The organism is Stenotrophomonas sp. Steno-C18 (assembly GCF_056393195.1).
The window spans coordinates 1-14,955 of the sequence record NZ_JBWJOX010000006.1; the positions used below are offsets into that span (position 1 = coordinate 1).

Below are 14,955 nucleotides of genomic sequence, written 5' to 3' on the forward strand. Positions count from 1 at the left end.
GCGCCACGCTTCCTTCCGGAAGCAGGTGTTGAGAGAAGGGCGGCCCTCGGGTCGCCCTTTTTTTCGTCCAGGGCCGCATGCGCAGGCGGGGAGGTGAGCCCGGCATCGGCATGTCGAGGGGTGCTGTGGGATCCTGGATGAGTGGGCGGACATCGCGCCGGTTGCTCCGCCTTGGGCGTGCGAATGGCGGAAGCGGCGCCTTTGTTCCTCTTTCTCTCTGACAGGGCAGCGGATCATCCGGACACGCCGGTGGTACTGTCCGATGATTGCTAGGGAGGAACTGGGATGGGCTTTTTCGAGACGCTGCGGCGTTCACTGCTGGTGGCCGGGCTGGCGCTGGCGGGCGTGGGTACGCTGCAGGCGGCCGTGCCATCACCGAAGTCACACTTCGGTTTCGACATCGGCGACGACTACATGCTGGCCAACTACACGCAGACAGAGGCGTACTTTCGCAAGGTGGCGGCCAGCTCGGACCGGTTCCGCCTGGTGGAGCTGGGCAAGAGTTCCGAAGGGCGTCCGCAGTTGATGCTGATCGCCTCTTCGCCGGCCAATCTTGCACGGTTGGAGGAATACCGCGGCATCTCCGAGCGGCTGGCGCGGGCGCGTGACGACGCGCAGGCTGCGCGTGCGTTGGCCGAGCAGGGCAAGGCGGTGGTCTGGATCGACGGCGGCCTGCATGCCAACGAGACGGTCGGGCCGCACCAGCTGATCGAGACGGTGTGGCAGCTGGCCAGTCGTGATGATGCCGAGACCCGCCGCATCCTCGATGACACCATCGTGCTGCTGGTGCATGCCAACCCCGACGGCCAGGAGCTGTATTCGGACTGGTACATGCGCGAGCCGGTGCCGGCCAAGCGGGTGCTGGACAAGCCGCAGCGGCTCTACCAGAAGTACGCCGGGCACGATAACAACCGTGACTTCTACATGGCGGCGCTGCAGGAAACGCGCAACATGAACCTGGCCATGTACACGCGGTGGTACCCGCAGATCGTCTACAACCACCACCAGGCCGCGCCGAAGGGAACGGTGATCGTGATACCGCCGTATCGCGACCCGTACAACTACAACATCGACCCGATGATCCCGGTGGGGCTCGAGGCGCTGGGTTCGGCGATGAACCTGCGCTACCTGCAGGAGAACAAGCCTGGCGCGGTGTCCAAGGGTGGCAGTGTGTACTCGACCTGGTGGAACGGCGGGCTGCGCACCATGCCGTACTTCCACAACATGCTGGGCGTGCTGACCGAGATTGTCGGCAATCCGACGCCGATGCAGATCCCTTATCTGCCGGAGCGGCAATTGCCGGACAGCAACCTGCCGGCGCCGGTGGCGGCGCAGACCTGGCATTTCCGCCAATCCATCGATTACAGCCTGACCGCGAACTGGGCGTTGCTGGACTACGCCTCGCGTCACCGCGAACAGCTGCTGTGGAACATCTACTGGATGGGGCGCAATGCCATCGCGCGCGGCAGCACCGACACCTGGACCGCCAGCCCGACGCGGTTGGCCGAAGCGGCTGCGCAGGCCAAGGCCGCTGCAACGGACGCGCCGCAGGACGGGCTGGGGCCGCGGCAGGTGGCGCAGTGGCTGCAGCGCCCGGACCAGCGTGATGCCCGTGGCTACATCATTCCGGCCAACCAGGCCGACCTGCCCACCGCGCTGGCCTTCGTCAACGCGCTGCAGCTGGCCGGCGTGGAGGTGCAGCGCGCATCGCGTGCATTCGTGGTGGCCGGCAAGTCGTATCCGGCCGGTTCGTTCGTGGTGCGTGCCGACCAGGCGTTCCGTGCCCATGTGCGTGACATGTTCGAGCCACAGGACCACCCGCACGACTTCGAGTATGAAGGCGGGCCGCCGATCGCTCCGTACGATTCGGCGGGCTGGACCCTGGCCTTCCAGATGGGCGTGGCCTTCGACCGGGTGCTGGAGGCCTTCGAGGGTCCGTTCGCGGCGCTGCCCGTCGGCCAGTTGCAGGCGCCGGCCGATGTGCCGGTGCCGGCGTCGTCCCGCGGTTGGTTGCTGGATGCGCGGGTCAACAATGCGTTCATTGCGGTCAATCGCCTGCTGAAGGCCGGGGCCCGGGTCAGCCGGGTGCCGTCGCGCGATGGCGCCTTCCTGGTTGCCGGGGTCGAGGCTGACGCACTGGCGGTGGCCCTGCAGGGGACGGGTGTGGCCGCCGCCGTCGCGCCTGCCGGTGTGGTGGCTGAAGCGCCGCTGCGCGCGCCGCGGATCGCGCTGTGGGACCGCTATGGCGGTTCGATGGTGTCCGGCTGGACGCGGCTGGTGCTGGAGAACTTCGGCTTCGACTACGAAGTGGTCTACCCGCAGCAGATCCTGGCCGGGGACCTGCGCCAGCGCTTCGACGTCCTGCTGCTGCCCAGTGGCGCGTTGCCGCTGCCGGCCGAGCTGGCCATCGAGGGCAAGGCCGGGCGTACGCCGGCTTCGCCGGATCCGGCGACCATCCCTGCGGAGTATCGCTCCATGCTGGGCGAACTGCAGGGTGAGCCTGCGGTGGCGGCGCTGCGCCAGTTCATGGGGCAGGGCGGCCACGTGGTCGCGACCGGTTCTTCCAGTGGCCTGGCGTTGCAGCTGGGGTTGCCGGTGGCCAGCCATCTGCGCAAGCCCGATGCTGCCGGCCAACTCAAGCCATTGAGCCAGCGGGAGTACTACATCCCCGGCAGTGTGCTGGAGGTGGCGGTGGACAAGGCGCAGCCGCTGAATTGGGGGCTGCCGGCACGGCTGGATGTGTATTTCTCCGACGGTCGCTGGGATAATGCGCCGGTGCTGGATCTGCCCGCCGGCCGCGCCGACATCCAGCCGCTGCTGCGCTTCGACGGCCCCAGGCCGCTGCGCAGCGGTTGGGCCTGGGGCCAGGAACACCTGCAGGGCGGCGTGCTGGCGGCCGAAGCCGGGATGGGGGCAGGGCGGTTGACGTTCTTCGGGACCGACATCACCTTCCGGGCCCAGACCCATGCCTCGTTCAAGCTGCTGTTCAACAGCCTGCTGCAGGCTGGCGCCACCGGGACCGCTGCGCACGAATAGGGGGCGGGGCTCGCCTGGCTGGACCGAACCTGAAGCGTTGGTGACGTCGCCGGGGCTTGACTTGCAAGTGCCGGAAAATACTGACAGAATGCACGACCACTCGCGAAGGTCATGGTTTTCATGGCCCTCGCAACCAGCGAAATGAGGCACAGGACGTACCTCGTATTCGCCAGACAAGGACAGGTCGCATGGGGCACTCCGGTAATACGGGGTGTTTTCTGTGCGTTTGAAGATGTCTGGGGCGGGCCGGGTAACCGGGCCGCCTTGCTGTTTTGAAGGGATTCTCGTTGGCGGGAGGTGCTTTGGCGCCGACCGTCGTTTTCATGGGGGCTGGTACACACAGAGGCCAGTCCCGTCGCTCTTTAGACCTATAGGAACACCGTCATGGCGGACCAAAAGATCCGGATTCGGTTGAAGGCGTTCGATCATCGCTTGATCGACCGTTCGGCCAGCGAGATCGTTGAAACGGCAAAGCGGACCGGCGCGCAAGTGCGTGGCCCGATCCCCCTGCCGACCAAGATCGAGCGTTACACCATTCTCGTCTCCCCGCACGTCGACAAGGACGCGCGTGACCAGTACGAGACCCGCACGCACAAGCGCGTGCTCGACATCGTCGACCCCAACGACAAGACCGTGGACGCGCTGATGAAGCTCGAACTGGCTGCCGGCGTCGACGTGCAGATCAAGCTGACCTGAGGACTACGACCATGACGAAGAAGTATTCGTTGGGCTTCGTGGGCCGCAAGGCCGGCATGAGCCGCGTTTTCACCGAAGATGGTCGCTCCATCCCGGTGACCCTGATTGAAGCCACCCCGAACCGCATCGCGCAGATCAAGACCGTCGAAACCGACGGCTACAGCGCCGTGCAGGTGACCGTCGGCGCCCGTCGCGCTGCGCTGGTCAACAAGCCGGAAGCCGGCCACTTCGCCAAGGCGAAGGTGGAAGCGGGCCGCGGCCTGTGGGAATTCCGCGTTGAAGACGCCCAGGTCGGTGATTTCACCGTCGGCGGCGAAATCAAGGCAGACATCTTTGAAGTCGGCCAGACGGTTGACGTCCAGGGCGTCACCAAGGGTAAGGGCTTCCAGGGCACCATCAAGCGCCACAACTTCCGTATGGGCGATGCAACCCACGGTAACTCGCTGTCGCATCGCGCGCCGGGTTCGCTGGGTCAGCGCCAGACCCCGGGTCGCGTTTTCCCGGGCAAGAAGATGTCCGGCCACATGGGTGCTGTGCAGCAGAGCACGCAGAACCTGGAAGTGGTCAAGGTCGACGTCGAGCGTGGTCTGATTGCCATCCGCGGCGCCGTGCCTGGCGCAGCCGGTGGTGACGTGATCGTGCGTCCGGCGAGCAAGGCATAAGGAGAGATGACGATGGAACTCGTTATCACGGGTAGCAACAACAAGGTCTCGGTCTCCGAAGCCGTGTTCGGCCGCGATTTCAGCGAAGATCTGGTTCACCAGGTCGTCGTTGCTTACCGCAACGCCGCTCGCGCCGGCACCAAGGCACAGAAGACGCGCTCTGAAGTGGCTGGTACCACCAAGAAGTCGAAGAAGCAGAAGGGTGGTGGCGCACGTCACGGTGCCCTGACCGCTCCGATCTTCGTCGGCGGTGGTGTCACCTTCGCGGCCAAGCCGCGCAGCTTCGAGCAGAAGGTCAACCGCAAGCAGTATCGCGCCGCCATGTGCGCCATCCTGTCCGAGCTGAACCGCCAGGGCCGCCTGACCATCGTCGAGTCCTTCGACGTGGAAGCGACCAGCACCAAGGGTCTGATCGGCAAGCTGGCTGGCCTGGAAGTGGGCAAGCGTCCGCTGATCGTCACCGAAGAGGCTTCCGAGCATCTGTACCTGTCGGCCCGCAATCTGCCCTACGTGCAGGTGCGTGACGTCCAGGGCCTGGATCCGGTCGCTCTGGTCGGTGCCGACACGGTCGTCATCACCGCTGACGCGGTCAAGAAGGTCGAGGAGTGGCTGGCATGAGCAGCAACGAAAAAATCTTCAGCGTGCTGCGCGCTCCGCGAGTCTCCGAAAAGACCGCGCGCCTGCAGGAACTCTCCAACCAGTATGTCTTCGAGATCTCGAACGAAGCCACCAAGGCCGATGTAAAGGCCGCGGTTGAGCAGCTGTTCGACGTCAAGGTCGAGGCCGTCAACGTGGTCAACGTCAAGGGCAAGAACAAGTCCTTCCGTAACCGCGCTGGCCGTCGCGGCGATTGGCGCAAGGCGTACGTGCGTCTGGCCGATGGCCAGTCCATCGATGTAACGGCCAAGGCCTGAGGTACATCCCATGCCATTGATGAAATTCAAGCCCACCTCCGCAGGCCGTCGTTCGGCCGTGCGCGTGGTCACGCCCGATCTGCACAAGGGCGCACCGCACGCAGCGTTGCTGGAGCCGCAGAGCAAGTCCGGTGGTCGTAACCACCACGGTCGCATCACCACCCGTCACGTGGGCGGTGGTCACAAGCAGCACTACCGTCTGATCGACTTCAAGCGCAACAAGGAAGGCATTCCGGCACGCGTGGAACGTATCGAATACGATCCGAACCGCACTGCCCACATCGCCCTGCTGTGCTACGTCGACGGCGAGCGTCGCTACATCATCGCCCCGAAGGGCCTCAAGGCGGGTGACCAGGTCATCTCGGGCGCTCACGCCCCGATCAAGACCGGCAACACCCTGCCGCTGCGCAACATCCCGGTCGGTACCACCGTCCACGGGATCGAGCTGAAGCCGGGCAAGGGCGCCCAGATCGCCCGTGCCGCTGGTGCAGGCGTGCAGCTGGTTGCTCGTGAAGGCATCTACGCCACCCTGCGCCTGCGCTCGGGTGAAATGCGCAAGGTGCCGGTCGAATGCCGCGCCACCATTGGTGAAGTCGGCAACGACGAGCACAACCTCGAGAAGCTGGGTAAGGCCGGTGCCAAGCGTTGGCGCGGTGTCAAGCCGACCGTCCGCGGTGCGGCCATGAACCCGGTTGACCACCCGCACGGTGGTGGTGAGGCCAAGGCCGGCCAGGGTAACCCGCATCCGGTCACCCCGTGGGGTGTCCCGACCAAGGGTTACAAGACGCGCCATAACAAGCGCACTCAGCAGTTCATCGTCCGCGATCGTAGGGGCTAATCGACCATGGCACGTTCACTCAAGAAGGGCCCGTTCGTCGATCACCACCTCGTCAAGAAGGTGGAGGCCGCTGCGGGCAGCAAGAAGCCGATCAAGACCTGGTCGCGCCGCTCCATGATCCTGCCGGAAATGGTTGGATTCACGATTGCCGTGCACAACGGCAAGAACCACGTCCCGGTTCTCGTCAACGAGAACATGGTCGGTCACAAGCTCGGCGAATTCGCTGTCACCCGGACCTTCAAGGGTCACGGCGCTGACAAGAAGTCGGGCAAGTAAGGAGAGATGACAATGGAAGCGAAAGCAATCCTGCGCACCGCGCGCATCTCCCCGCAGAAGGCACGTCTGGTCGCTGACCAGGTCCGTGGCCTTCCGGCCGAGCGTGCGGTCAACCTGCTGAAGTTTTCGGACAAGAAGGCTGCCCACCTGATCAAGAAGGTGGTGGAGTCGGCTATCGCAAATGCCGAAAACAACCAGGGCGCTGACGTCGACGAGCTGAAGGTCAAGACCATCATGGTTGATGAAGGTCCCACCCTGAAGCGTTTCATGGCGCGGGCGAAAGGCCGCGGTACCCGCATCCTCAAGCGCACCAGCCACATCACTGTGGTTGTGGGCGCCGGCAAGTAAGCGGAAAGGATAAAGACCATGGGTCATAAAGTTCATCCGGTTGGTATCCGCCTCGGTATTTCCAAGGACTGGAACTCCAAGTGGTACGCCAACAAGGCCGAGTTCGCTGGTTACCTGGCAGCCGACCTGAAAGTGCGCGAAATGCTGCGCAAGAAGCTGGCTCAGGCCGGCATCTCGAAGATCCTGATCGAGCGTCCGGCCAAGACCGCACGCGTGACGATCCACACCGCCCGCCCGGGCGTGGTGATCGGCAAGCGCGGTGAGGACATCGAAAAGCTGCGTAAGGAAGTGAGCGAGATGATGGGCGTCCCGGCGCACATCAACGTCACCGAAGTTCGCAAGCCTGAGTTGGATGCACAGCTGGTTGCCGAGTCGATCGCGCAGCAGCTGGAGCGTCGCATCATGTTCCGCCGCGCGATGAAGCGTTCGGTCGGCAACGCGATGCGCCTGGGTGCCCTGGGCATCAAGGTCAACGTGGCTGGCCGCTTGAACGGCGCCGAAATCGCCCGTTCGGAGTGGTACCGCGAAGGCCGCGTGCCGCTGCACACCCTGCGCGCTGACATCGACTACGGTTTCGCTGAAGCCAGCACCACCTACGGCATCATCGGCATCAAGGTCTGGATCTACAAGGGCGAAGTCTTTGATTTCTCCCAGGTTGGCCAGGAAAAGCAGGACGACAGCCCGCGCAACGATCGTAACGATCGCGGCGACCGTGGCGACCGTCCGTCGCGCCCGGCTCGTGAAGCGAGGTAACGGCAATGTTGCAACCCAAGCGAACCAAATACCGCAAGATGTTCAAGGGCCGTAATGACGGCCTGAGCTGGAGCGCGAATGCCGTCAGCTTTGGCGAGTACGGCCTGAAGGCAACCGCTCACGGTCAGCTGACCGCGCGTCAGATCGAAGCGGCTCGCCGCTCGATCAGCCGCTACGTCAAGCGCGGCGGCAAGATGTGGATCCGCGTGTTCCCCGACAAGCCCATCACCAAGAAGCCCATCGAAGTCCGAATGGGTGCCGGTAAGGGTGGCGTGGAATACTGGGTCGCCCAGATCCAGCCCGGCCGCATGATTTATGAAGTCGAGGGCGTTACCGAGGAAGTGGCACGCGAGGCGTTCCGCCTGGCCGCTGCCAAGCTCTCGGTGACCACCACTTTCGTGACCCGGACGGTGCGCTGATGGACATCAAACAACTCCGCGAGAAGTCGGCTGACGAACTCAAGGCCCACCTGACCGACCTGCGTAAGGAGCAGTTCTCGCTCCGCATGCAGCAGGTCACCGGCCAGCTGCCGAAGACCCATGAAACCCGCCGGGTGCGCCGCGAGATTGCTCGCGTCAAGCACCTGATCGGCAGCACGAAGTAAGGATGGCTGCTATGAGCGAAAATAACGCAAGCAAGACGCTGCGCACGGTCGAAGGCCGTGTCGTCAGCAACAAGATGGACAAGACGGTCACCGTGTTGGTGGAGCGCCAGGTCAAGCACGCCCTGTACGGCAAGTACATCAAGCGTTCGACCAAGCTGCACGCACACGACGCCGAGAACGCCTGCAACGAAGGCGATATCGTGCGCGTGACCGAGATTGCTCCGATGTCCAAGACCAAGAACTGGCGCGTGGTGGAAGTCATCACGCGTGCGGCTGAATAAGGAGATCTGAATCATGATCCAGATGCAGAGCTACCTCGACGCCGCGGACAACTCCGGTGCCAAGGAACTGATGTGCATCAAGGTGCTGGGTGGTTCCAAGCGCCGTTATGCCCACATCGGCGACATCATCAAGGTCACCGTGAAGGACGCAATTCCGCGCGGCAAGGTCAAGAAGGGTGAAGTGTATGACGCCGTCGTGGTGCGTACCCGCAAGGGTGTGCGTCGCGCCGACGGCTCGCTGATCCGCTTCGACGGCAACGCCGCGGTCCTGCTCAACAACAAGCAAGAGCCGATCGGCACCCGCATCTTTGGGCCGGTGACCCGTGAACTTCGTTCGGAGAAGTTCATGAAGATCGTCTCGCTCGCTCCCGAAGTTCTGTGAGCGCCAGGAGATAATCATGGCTAACCGTATCAAGAAGGGCGACCAGGTCGTCGTCAACACCGGCAAGGACAAGGGCAAGCAGGGCGAAGTCGTCCGCGTCGACGGCGACCGCGTGGTCGTCGCCAACGTGAACATCGTCAAGCGCCACACCAAGCCGAACCCGCAGGCAGGCGTTGCCGGCGGCGTGGTCGAGCGTGAAGCTTCGATCCATATCTCCAACGTCAATGTCCTGAACCCGGCAACGGGCAAGGGCGAGCGCGTTGGCTTCAAGGTGCTGGAGGATGGACGCAAACTGCGTGTGTTCCGCTCCAGCGGTGAGGCGCTCGACGCCTGAGGAATGAATTGATGAATTCCCGTCTCGAAAAGTTTTACAAGGAAGAAGTGGTGCCGGCGCTGACCAAGCAGTTCGGCTACACCAATCCGATGGAAGTGCCGCGCCTGGTCAAGATCACCCTGAACATGGGTGTGGGCGAAGCTGCGACCAACAAGAAGGTTCTTGAGAACGCCGTTGCCGACATGACCAAGATCACCGGCCAGAAGCCGGTGGTCACCAAGTCGCGCGTCTCGGTGGCTTCGTTCAAGATCCGTGATGGTTGGCCGATCGGCTGCAAGGTCACGCTGCGTCGTGACACCATGTTCGAGTTCCTGGACCGCCTGATCAACATCTCGCTGCCGCGCGTGCGTGACTTCCGCGGCGTGTCGGGTCGTTCGTTCGACGGTCGTGGCAACTACAACATGGGCGTGAAGGAGCAGATCATCTTCCCGGAAATCGACTTCGACGCCGTCGACGCGATCCGCGGTATGGATATCGCCATCACGACCACCGCCAAGACCGACGCGGAAGCCAAGGCGCTGCTGGCAGCGTTCAAGTTCCCGTTCCGTAACTGATTCGTCGAGGATACCGAAATGGCAAAGACCTCCATGGTCAACCGCGACATCAAGCGGGAAAAGCTGGCCAAGAAGTACGCCGACAAGCGTGCAGCTCTGAAGAAGATCGTGTCCTCCGTTGACGCGACCTACGAAGAGAAGATCGAAGCCGCAACCAAGCTGTCCAAGCTGCCGCGCGATTCGTCGCCGAGCCGCCAGCGCAACCGTTGCGAGTTGTCGGGCCGTCCGCGTGGCGTGTACAGCAAGTTCGGCCTGGGCCGCAACAAGCTGCGCGAAGCCACCATGCGCGGCGACGTGCCGGGCCTGCGCAAGGCCAGCTGGTAAGCAACAACCCGGTCCGGGCCGCAAGGCCCGGCCAGGTCACCGGAAGGGCAACCTGACGGTAATTCAAAGAGTCCGACGCAAGTCGGACTTTTTGTCGTATAATCCCGCTTCTTGCCTGCCCGAAATGGGCTGGCCGGTGCGTTAAGGGCCCTGGCCCATCCCAGGAAAACACGAGATTTTCGCGAAAGCGGATATCGGTGCACTCAAAGGTATCTACATGAGCATGACTGATCCCATCGCCGACCTGCTGGTCCGCATCAAGAATGCGGCCGCGGTTGGCAAGCAGACGGTGAAAGCCCCGTCGTCCAAGATCAAGGTGGCAATTGCCCAGGTCCTGAAGGACGAGGGTTACATCGCCGACCTGCGCGTCAACAAGCTGGAAAACAACAAGGCCGAGCTCGAAATCGTCCTGAAGTACTTCGAGGGCAAGCCGGTCATCGCTACCCTGAAGCGCTTCTCGCGTTCGGGTCTGCGCCAGTACCGTGGCAAGTCCGAGCTGCCGAAGGTCCTCAACGGCCTGGGCATCGCCATCATTTCCACCTCCAAGGGCATCATGACTGATGCGCAGGCGCGCCAGCAGGGCGTCGGCGGCGAAGTCCTGTGCTTTGTGGCTTAAGGGAAGGAGTCCACTATGTCCCGCGTAGCCAAGAAGCCGATCAACCTGCCCAAGGGCGTTGAACTGAACATCCAGCCGGAATCCGTCAGCGTGAAGGGCCCGAAGGGCACCCTGTCGCTGAACAAGGCCGCCGGCGTTGAAATCTCCATCGACAACGGCGTTGTCACCCTGAACCCGAAGGACATCTCCTTTGATGCCCTGACCGGCACCGTGCGCGCCATTCTGGCCAACATGGTCCAGGGCGTGTCCGAAGGTTTCGAGCGCAAGCTCGAGCTGGTCGGCGTGGGTTACCGCGCTGCCATGCAGGGCAAGGACCTGAACCTGTCGCTGGGTTTCTCGCATCCTGTCGTGTTCGTGGCGCCGGAAGGCATCACCCTGTCGACCCCGACGCAGACGGAAATCGTCGTGCAGGGCGCCGACAAGCAGGTCGTCGGTGAAGTCGCTGCCAAGATCCGCGGTTACCGTCCGCCGGAGCCCTACAAGGGCAAGGGTGTGAAGTACGCCGGTGAAGTCATCATTCGCAAGGAAGCCAAGAAGGCCTAATTCCTAGGTTTTCAGCTTTCGAGGATAAAGAACATGAACAAGAACATCGCCCGTCTGCGTCGCGCCAAGTCGACCCGTTCGCACATCCGTACCCTGGGCGTTGCTCGCCTGTCGGTGCTGCGTACCGGCCAGCACCTGTACGCGCAGATCTTCACTGCCGACGGCTCCAAGGTGCTGGCTTCGGCCAACACCGCCCAGGCCGACGTCAAGGAAGGCCTGAAGAACGGCAAGAACTGCGACGCTGCTGCCAAGGTCGGCAAGATCATCGCCGAGCGCGCCAAGGCTGCCGGTATCGAGAAGGTCGCTTTCGACCGCTCGGGCTACCGCTACCACGGCCGCATCAAGGCTCTGGCCGAAGCTGCCCGCGAAGGCGGCCTGCAGTTCTAAGGAATAGGGAAGGGGCCGTGTGCCCCTTTCCGTCTGCCTGCCGGTACAGGTCGTACCGGGCACCGGCAACTCTTCTGCAGTTGCCGGTGAAACACCGCTGTAAACCACAACCATAAGCGGCCCCGAGCCGTACATACCCAACCAATCAAGGAATCAACATGGCAGAAGAACGTCAGCAGCGGGGTCGCGATCGCGACCGTAACCGCGAAGAGAAAGTCGACGACGGCATGATCGAGAAGCTGGTCGCGGTCAACCGCGTCAGCAAGACCGTCAAGGGCGGTCGCCAGTTCACCTTCACCGCCCTGACCGTGGTCGGCGACGGCGAAGGCAAGGTCGGTTTTGGTTATGGCAAGGCCCGCGAAGTGCCGGTCGCCATCCAGAAGTCGATGGAGCAGGCGCGCAAGAACCTGGTCAACGTTGACCTGAACAACGGCACCCTGTGGCACACCATCAAGGATGGTCACGGCGCAGCCCGCGTGTTCATGCAGCCGGCCTCCGAAGGTACCGGCGTGATCGCCGGCGGTGCCATGCGCGCCGTGCTGGAAGCCGTTGGCGTGAAGAACGTGCTGGCCAAGGCCACCGGTTCGCGTAACCCGATCAACCTGGTGCGTGCCACCGTGAAGGGCCTGGCTGCTGCGCAGTCGCCGGCTCGCATCGCGGCCAAGCGCGGCAAGAAGGTGGAGGAACTCAACCATGGCTAATGAGTCCAACAAGACCGTGAAGGTGCGCCTGGTGCGCGGCCTGCGTGGAACCCAGTCGCGTCACCGCCTGTCGGTGCGTGCCCTGGGCCTGAACAAGCTCAACGATGTGCGTGAACTGAAGGACAGCCCGCAGGTTCGCGGCCTGATCAACAAGGTTCAGTACCTCGTCCAGGTTGAGGAGTAATCGACCATGACTCTGCGTCTCAATGAACTGAGCCCGGCACCGGGCGCCCGCACCGAGCGTACCCGCGTCGGTCGCGGTATCGGCTCGGGCCTGGGCAAGACTGCCGGCCGCGGCCACAAGGGTTCGTTCGCCCGCAAGGGTGGCGGCAAGATCAAGGCTGGCTTCGAAGGCGGCCAGACCCCGATGCAGCGCCGTCTGCCGAAGATTGGCTTCCGTTCCAAGATGGCCAAGGACACCGCTGAAGTGCTGTCCTACCACCTGGACCGTCTGGAAGCGGGTGAGATCGACTTCGCGGCACTGCGTGCAGCCAAGCTGGTCCCGTCCACTGCCAAGAAGGCCAAGGTCGTCCTGAAGGGCGAGCTGACCAAGGCGTTCACCCTGAAGGGTGTTGCGGCTACCGCCGGCGCCAAGGCTGCGATCGAAGCTGCCGGCGGCAGCGTACAGGAGTAACTGGAACATGGCGCAAGCTGGCATCGGTAACCTCGCGGGCGGGATGGGCAAGTTCACGGAACTTCGCCAGCGTCTTCTGTTCGTACTCGGGGCATTGCTCGTCTATCGCATCGGCTGCTACGTGCCGGTGCCGGGCGTCAATCCCGATGCCATGCTTGCGCTGATGCAGGCGCAGGGCGGCGGTATCGTGGACATGTTCAACATGTTCTCGGGCGGCGCCCTGCACCGTTTCAGCATTTTCGCGCTGAACGTCATGCCGTACATCTCGGCATCGATCGTGATGCAGCTGGCCGTCCACATCTTCCCCGCGCTCAAGGCGATGCAGAAGGAAGGTGAGTCCGGTCGTCGCAAGATCACCCAGTATTCGCGCATCGGCGCGGTGCTGCTGGCGGTGGTGCAGGGCGGCAGTATCGCGCTGGCGCTGCAGAACCAGCTGTCGCCGGGCGGTGCCCCGGTGGTGTACGCCCCGGGCTTGGCCTTCGTGTTCACCGCCATCGTGGCGCTGACCGCAGGCACCATGTTCCTGATGTGGGTGGGCGAGCAGGTCACCGAGCGTGGCATCGGCAACGGTGTGTCGCTGATCATCTTCGCCGGCATCGTGGCAGGCCTGCCGGCCGCCGTGATCCACACCGTGGAAGCGTTCCGCGACGGCAGCATGAGCTTCATTTCGCTGTTGATCATCGCCCTGGTGGTGCTGGCCTTCACTTATTTCGTGGTGTTCGTCGAGCGCGGCCAGCGCCGCATCACCGTCAATTACGCCCGCCGTCAGGGTGGCCGTAATGCGTACATGAACCAGACCTCGTTCCTGCCGCTGAAGCTGAACATGGCGGGCGTGATCCCGGCCATCTTCGCCTCCAGCATCCTGGCCTTCCCGGCCACCCTGGCGATGTGGTCCGGCCAGGCCAGCTCCGCGACCTGGCTGCAGAAGGTCGCCAACGCGCTGGGTCCGGGCGAGCCGCTGCACATGATCGTGTTCGCCGCGCTGATCACCGGTTTCGCGTTCTTCTACACCGCGCTGGTGTTCAACTCGCAGGAAACCGCCGACAACCTCAAGAAGTCGGGTGCGCTGATCCCGGGTATCCGTCCGGGCAAGGCCACGGCCGAGTACATCGACGCCGTGCTGACCCGCCTGACGGCCGCCGGCTCGCTGTACCTAGTCATTGTCTGCCTGCTGCCGGAAATCATGCGCACGCAGCTCAATGCCTCGTTCTACTTCGGCGGCACCTCGCTGCTGATCGTGGTGGTCGTGGTGATGGACTTCATCGCCCAGATCCAGGCCCACCTGATGTCGCACCAGTACGAGAGCCTGTTGAAGAAGGCCAACCTGAAGGGCGGCAACCGCGGCGGTTTTGCACGCGGCTGATTCACCCGGTATACTTTCCGCTTCATAGCGGTCAAGGCCGCCCCGGTACCCGGGGCAGGCCTTCCAGACAGAAGGGCGGTCCCCGCAGCGGTCTTGGGTGGGGGTGCGATGTGGTTGTTCCGCGCGGGAGTAGCGCGGGCGGCTTGAAGGGCAACCTTCCTGCCAGGCACATCCGGCGCCGGAGCATGGGCACACTCCCCATGCCGGGTCCATGGAACCTTGTGTTCCACGGGCTTCCAAGCAAACCAAGGCCTTGTTAGTATCGCTAGTTCACTTTTTTGATCCATCCTGCCGGATTGGCGCGCCTGTCGGTGCGTATTCGGCCATCACTCAGCTGGAGAACCGCGTCATGGCGCGTATTGCAGGCGTCAACCTGCCAGCCCAGAAGCATGTCTGGGTCGGGTTGCAAAGCATTTACGGCATCGGCCGTACCCGCTCGAAGAAGGTCTGCGAAGCCGCAGGCGTTACTTCGACCACCAAGATCCGCGACCTGTCGGAGCCGGAAATCGACCGTCTGCGCCTTGAAGTGGGCAAGTACATCGTCGAAGGCGACCTGCGTCGTGAAGTCGGCATCGCAATCAAGCGTCTGATGGACCTGGGCTGCTACCGCGGTCTGCGTCACCGTCGCGGCCTGCCGCTGCGCGGCCAGCGCACCAAGACCAATGCTCGCACCCGCAAGGGTCCGCGCAAGGCTCTGAAGAAGTAAGGG

The 14,955-nt window shown here is 63.4% G+C and carries 24 protein-coding genes; all 24 read left to right on the forward strand.

The annotated features are described in order from the left end of the window. Positions 1 to 285: 285 nt before the first annotated feature. The 24 genes from AC06FE_RS12855 to rpsM all read left to right on the forward strand — a co-directional run bounded on the left by AC06FE_RS12855 (position 286) and on the right by rpsM (position 14,952). Entirely contained in the window at positions 286 to 3,036 is a 2,751-nt protein-coding gene (locus AC06FE_RS12855; RefSeq protein ID WP_478073260.1) for a M14 family metallopeptidase, read from the forward strand. A gap of 384 nt (positions 3,037 to 3,420) precedes the next feature. Further along, on the forward strand, positions 3,421 to 3,732 hold the full coding sequence (gene rpsJ, locus AC06FE_RS12860) for a 30S ribosomal protein S10 (RefSeq protein WP_010341589.1): 312 nt from the start codon (positions 3,421 to 3,423) through the stop codon (positions 3,730 to 3,732). An 11-nt stretch (positions 3,733 to 3,743) separates the two neighbouring features. Continuing rightward, entirely contained in the window at positions 3,744 to 4,394 is a 651-nt protein-coding gene (gene rplC, locus AC06FE_RS12865) for a 50S ribosomal protein L3 (RefSeq protein WP_132862499.1), read from the forward strand. A gap of 12 nt (positions 4,395 to 4,406) precedes the next feature. Beyond that, positions 4,407 to 5,012 carry a 50S ribosomal protein L4 gene (rplD, locus tag AC06FE_RS12870; protein ID WP_054668595.1) on the forward strand — a complete coding sequence of 202 codons (606 nt, stop codon included), beginning with the start codon at positions 4,407 to 4,409 and terminating at the stop codon, positions 5,010 to 5,012. Continuing rightward, positions 5,009 to 5,308 carry a 50S ribosomal protein L23 gene (rplW, locus tag AC06FE_RS12875; RefSeq protein ID WP_132862500.1) on the forward strand — a complete coding sequence of 100 codons (300 nt, stop codon included), beginning with the start codon at positions 5,009 to 5,011 and terminating at the stop codon, positions 5,306 to 5,308. The genes rplD and rplW overlap by 4 nt, the downstream gene beginning before the upstream one ends. Before the next feature lie 10 nt (positions 5,309 to 5,318). After that, on the forward strand, positions 5,319 to 6,146 hold the full coding sequence (gene rplB, locus AC06FE_RS12880) for a 50S ribosomal protein L2 (RefSeq protein WP_132862501.1): 828 nt from the start codon (positions 5,319 to 5,321) through the stop codon (positions 6,144 to 6,146). A 6-nt stretch (positions 6,147 to 6,152) separates the two neighbouring features. Then, a complete protein-coding gene (gene rpsS / locus AC06FE_RS12885; RefSeq protein WP_132862502.1) occupies positions 6,153 to 6,422 on the forward strand; it encodes a 30S ribosomal protein S19 in 270 nt (89 codons plus the stop codon). A gap of 12 nt (positions 6,423 to 6,434) precedes the next feature. Continuing rightward, the gene (rplV, locus tag AC06FE_RS12890; RefSeq protein WP_132866034.1) at positions 6,435 to 6,770 is read left to right on the forward strand and encodes a 50S ribosomal protein L22; all 336 of its coding nucleotides are present in this window, start codon (positions 6,435 to 6,437) and stop codon (positions 6,768 to 6,770) included. 18 nt (positions 6,771 to 6,788) lie between these two features. Then, on the forward strand, positions 6,789 to 7,523 hold the full coding sequence (gene rpsC / locus AC06FE_RS12895; protein WP_132862503.1) for a 30S ribosomal protein S3: 735 nt from the start codon (positions 6,789 to 6,791) through the stop codon (positions 7,521 to 7,523). Positions 7,524 to 7,528: 5 nt separating this feature from the next. Then, positions 7,529 to 7,942, forward strand: coding sequence for a 50S ribosomal protein L16 (gene rplP, locus AC06FE_RS12900; protein ID WP_057629593.1), 414 nt, complete (start codon positions 7,529 to 7,531; stop codon positions 7,940 to 7,942). Continuing rightward, the gene (gene rpmC, locus AC06FE_RS12905; protein WP_054657204.1) at positions 7,942 to 8,127 is read left to right on the forward strand and encodes a 50S ribosomal protein L29; all 186 of its coding nucleotides are present in this window, start codon (positions 7,942 to 7,944) and stop codon (positions 8,125 to 8,127) included. The genes rplP and rpmC overlap by 1 nt, the downstream gene beginning before the upstream one ends. 11 nt (positions 8,128 to 8,138) lie before the next feature. Then, a complete protein-coding gene (rpsQ, locus tag AC06FE_RS12910) occupies positions 8,139 to 8,408 on the forward strand; it encodes a 30S ribosomal protein S17 (protein ID WP_132862504.1) in 270 nt (89 codons plus the stop codon). A gap of 13 nt (positions 8,409 to 8,421) precedes the next feature. Further along, positions 8,422 to 8,790 (forward strand): 50S ribosomal protein L14, encoded by a 369-nt coding sequence (rplN, locus tag AC06FE_RS12915; RefSeq protein WP_019186153.1) that lies wholly within the window; start codon positions 8,422 to 8,424, stop codon positions 8,788 to 8,790. A 16-nt stretch (positions 8,791 to 8,806) separates the two neighbouring features. Continuing rightward, the gene (gene rplX, locus AC06FE_RS12920) at positions 8,807 to 9,124 is read left to right on the forward strand and encodes a 50S ribosomal protein L24 (protein WP_132862505.1); all 318 of its coding nucleotides are present in this window, start codon (positions 8,807 to 8,809) and stop codon (positions 9,122 to 9,124) included. A gap of 11 nt (positions 9,125 to 9,135) precedes the next feature. Beyond that, on the forward strand, positions 9,136 to 9,678 hold the full coding sequence (rplE, locus tag AC06FE_RS12925; protein ID WP_132862506.1) for a 50S ribosomal protein L5: 543 nt from the start codon (positions 9,136 to 9,138) through the stop codon (positions 9,676 to 9,678). A gap of 18 nt (positions 9,679 to 9,696) precedes the next feature. Continuing rightward, complete coding sequence (gene rpsN, locus AC06FE_RS12930) at positions 9,697 to 10,002, forward strand: 30S ribosomal protein S14 (RefSeq protein ID WP_132862507.1); 306 nt, start codon at positions 9,697 to 9,699, stop codon at positions 10,000 to 10,002. A gap of 217 nt (positions 10,003 to 10,219) precedes the next feature. Continuing rightward, positions 10,220 to 10,618: a 30S ribosomal protein S8 gene (gene rpsH, locus AC06FE_RS12935; protein ID WP_132862508.1), complete on the forward strand. Its 399-nt coding sequence runs from the start codon at positions 10,220 to 10,222 to the stop codon at positions 10,616 to 10,618. A 15-nt stretch (positions 10,619 to 10,633) separates the two neighbouring features. After that, positions 10,634 to 11,161, forward strand: coding sequence for a 50S ribosomal protein L6 (gene rplF / locus AC06FE_RS12940; protein WP_192286594.1), 528 nt, complete (start codon positions 10,634 to 10,636; stop codon positions 11,159 to 11,161). 33 nt (positions 11,162 to 11,194) lie between these two features. Next, positions 11,195 to 11,548 carry a 50S ribosomal protein L18 gene (gene rplR / locus AC06FE_RS12945; protein WP_132862510.1) on the forward strand — a complete coding sequence of 118 codons (354 nt, stop codon included), beginning with the start codon at positions 11,195 to 11,197 and terminating at the stop codon, positions 11,546 to 11,548. A 158-nt stretch (positions 11,549 to 11,706) separates the two neighbouring features. Further along, on the forward strand, positions 11,707 to 12,249 hold the full coding sequence (gene rpsE, locus AC06FE_RS12950; RefSeq protein WP_132862511.1) for a 30S ribosomal protein S5: 543 nt from the start codon (positions 11,707 to 11,709) through the stop codon (positions 12,247 to 12,249). Continuing rightward, the gene (rpmD, locus tag AC06FE_RS12955; protein WP_005408214.1) at positions 12,242 to 12,433 is read left to right on the forward strand and encodes a 50S ribosomal protein L30; all 192 of its coding nucleotides are present in this window, start codon (positions 12,242 to 12,244) and stop codon (positions 12,431 to 12,433) included. The genes rpsE and rpmD overlap by 8 nt, the downstream gene beginning before the upstream one ends. A gap of 6 nt (positions 12,434 to 12,439) precedes the next feature. Further along, the gene (gene rplO / locus AC06FE_RS12960; protein WP_132862512.1) at positions 12,440 to 12,883 is read left to right on the forward strand and encodes a 50S ribosomal protein L15; all 444 of its coding nucleotides are present in this window, start codon (positions 12,440 to 12,442) and stop codon (positions 12,881 to 12,883) included. Between the two features lie 7 nt (positions 12,884 to 12,890). Next, positions 12,891 to 14,246, forward strand: a complete 1,356-nt coding sequence (gene secY, locus AC06FE_RS12965; RefSeq protein ID WP_132862513.1) for a preprotein translocase subunit SecY — start codon at positions 12,891 to 12,893, stop codon at positions 14,244 to 14,246. Between the two features lie 349 nt (positions 14,247 to 14,595). Next, positions 14,596 to 14,952: a 30S ribosomal protein S13 gene (rpsM, locus tag AC06FE_RS12970; RefSeq protein WP_054663350.1), complete on the forward strand. Its 357-nt coding sequence runs from the start codon at positions 14,596 to 14,598 to the stop codon at positions 14,950 to 14,952. Positions 14,953 to 14,955 lie beyond the last annotated feature (3 nt).

Bases quoted from the DNA above. Each gene is read 5' to 3' on its own strand.
- rplP (WP_057629593.1), top strand. From the start codon at position 7,529: ATGTTGCAACCCAAGCGAACCAAATACCGCAAGATGTTCAAGGGCCGT.
- rpmD (WP_005408214.1), top strand. From the start codon at position 12,242: ATGGCTAATGAGTCCAACAAGACCGTGAAGGTGCGCCTGGTGCGCGGC.
- rplO (WP_132862512.1), top strand. From the start codon at position 12,440: ATGACTCTGCGTCTCAATGAACTGAGCCCGGCACCGGGCGCCCGCACC.
- rpsJ (WP_010341589.1), top strand. From the start codon at position 3,421: ATGGCGGACCAAAAGATCCGGATTCGGTTGAAGGCGTTCGATCATCGC.
- rplD (WP_054668595.1), top strand. From the start codon at position 4,407: ATGGAACTCGTTATCACGGGTAGCAACAACAAGGTCTCGGTCTCCGAA.
- rplN (WP_019186153.1), top strand. From the start codon at position 8,422: ATGATCCAGATGCAGAGCTACCTCGACGCCGCGGACAACTCCGGTGCC.
- rplB (WP_132862501.1), top strand. From the start codon at position 5,319: ATGCCATTGATGAAATTCAAGCCCACCTCCGCAGGCCGTCGTTCGGCC.
- rpsN (WP_132862507.1), top strand. From the start codon at position 9,697: ATGGCAAAGACCTCCATGGTCAACCGCGACATCAAGCGGGAAAAGCTG.
- rpsM (WP_054663350.1), top strand. From the start codon at position 14,596: ATGGCGCGTATTGCAGGCGTCAACCTGCCAGCCCAGAAGCATGTCTGG.
- rplC (WP_132862499.1), top strand. From the start codon at position 3,744: ATGACGAAGAAGTATTCGTTGGGCTTCGTGGGCCGCAAGGCCGGCATG.
- rpsC (WP_132862503.1), top strand. From the start codon at position 6,789: ATGGGTCATAAAGTTCATCCGGTTGGTATCCGCCTCGGTATTTCCAAG.
- rplE (WP_132862506.1), top strand. From the start codon at position 9,136: ATGAATTCCCGTCTCGAAAAGTTTTACAAGGAAGAAGTGGTGCCGGCG.
- rplF (WP_192286594.1), top strand. From the start codon at position 10,634: ATGTCCCGCGTAGCCAAGAAGCCGATCAACCTGCCCAAGGGCGTTGAA.
- rpsQ (WP_132862504.1), top strand. From the start codon at position 8,139: ATGAGCGAAAATAACGCAAGCAAGACGCTGCGCACGGTCGAAGGCCGT.
- rplW (WP_132862500.1), top strand. From the start codon at position 5,009: ATGAGCAGCAACGAAAAAATCTTCAGCGTGCTGCGCGCTCCGCGAGTC.
- rpmC (WP_054657204.1), top strand. From the start codon at position 7,942: ATGGACATCAAACAACTCCGCGAGAAGTCGGCTGACGAACTCAAGGCC.
- secY (WP_132862513.1), top strand. From the start codon at position 12,891: ATGGCGCAAGCTGGCATCGGTAACCTCGCGGGCGGGATGGGCAAGTTC.
- rpsE (WP_132862511.1), top strand. From the start codon at position 11,707: ATGGCAGAAGAACGTCAGCAGCGGGGTCGCGATCGCGACCGTAACCGC.
- rpsS (WP_132862502.1), top strand. From the start codon at position 6,153: ATGGCACGTTCACTCAAGAAGGGCCCGTTCGTCGATCACCACCTCGTC.
- rpsH (WP_132862508.1), top strand. From the start codon at position 10,220: ATGAGCATGACTGATCCCATCGCCGACCTGCTGGTCCGCATCAAGAAT.
- rplX (WP_132862505.1), top strand. From the start codon at position 8,807: ATGGCTAACCGTATCAAGAAGGGCGACCAGGTCGTCGTCAACACCGGC.
- rplR (WP_132862510.1), top strand. From the start codon at position 11,195: ATGAACAAGAACATCGCCCGTCTGCGTCGCGCCAAGTCGACCCGTTCG.
- AC06FE_RS12855 (WP_478073260.1), top strand. From the start codon at position 286: ATGGGCTTTTTCGAGACGCTGCGGCGTTCACTGCTGGTGGCCGGGCTG.
- rplV (WP_132866034.1), top strand. From the start codon at position 6,435: ATGGAAGCGAAAGCAATCCTGCGCACCGCGCGCATCTCCCCGCAGAAG.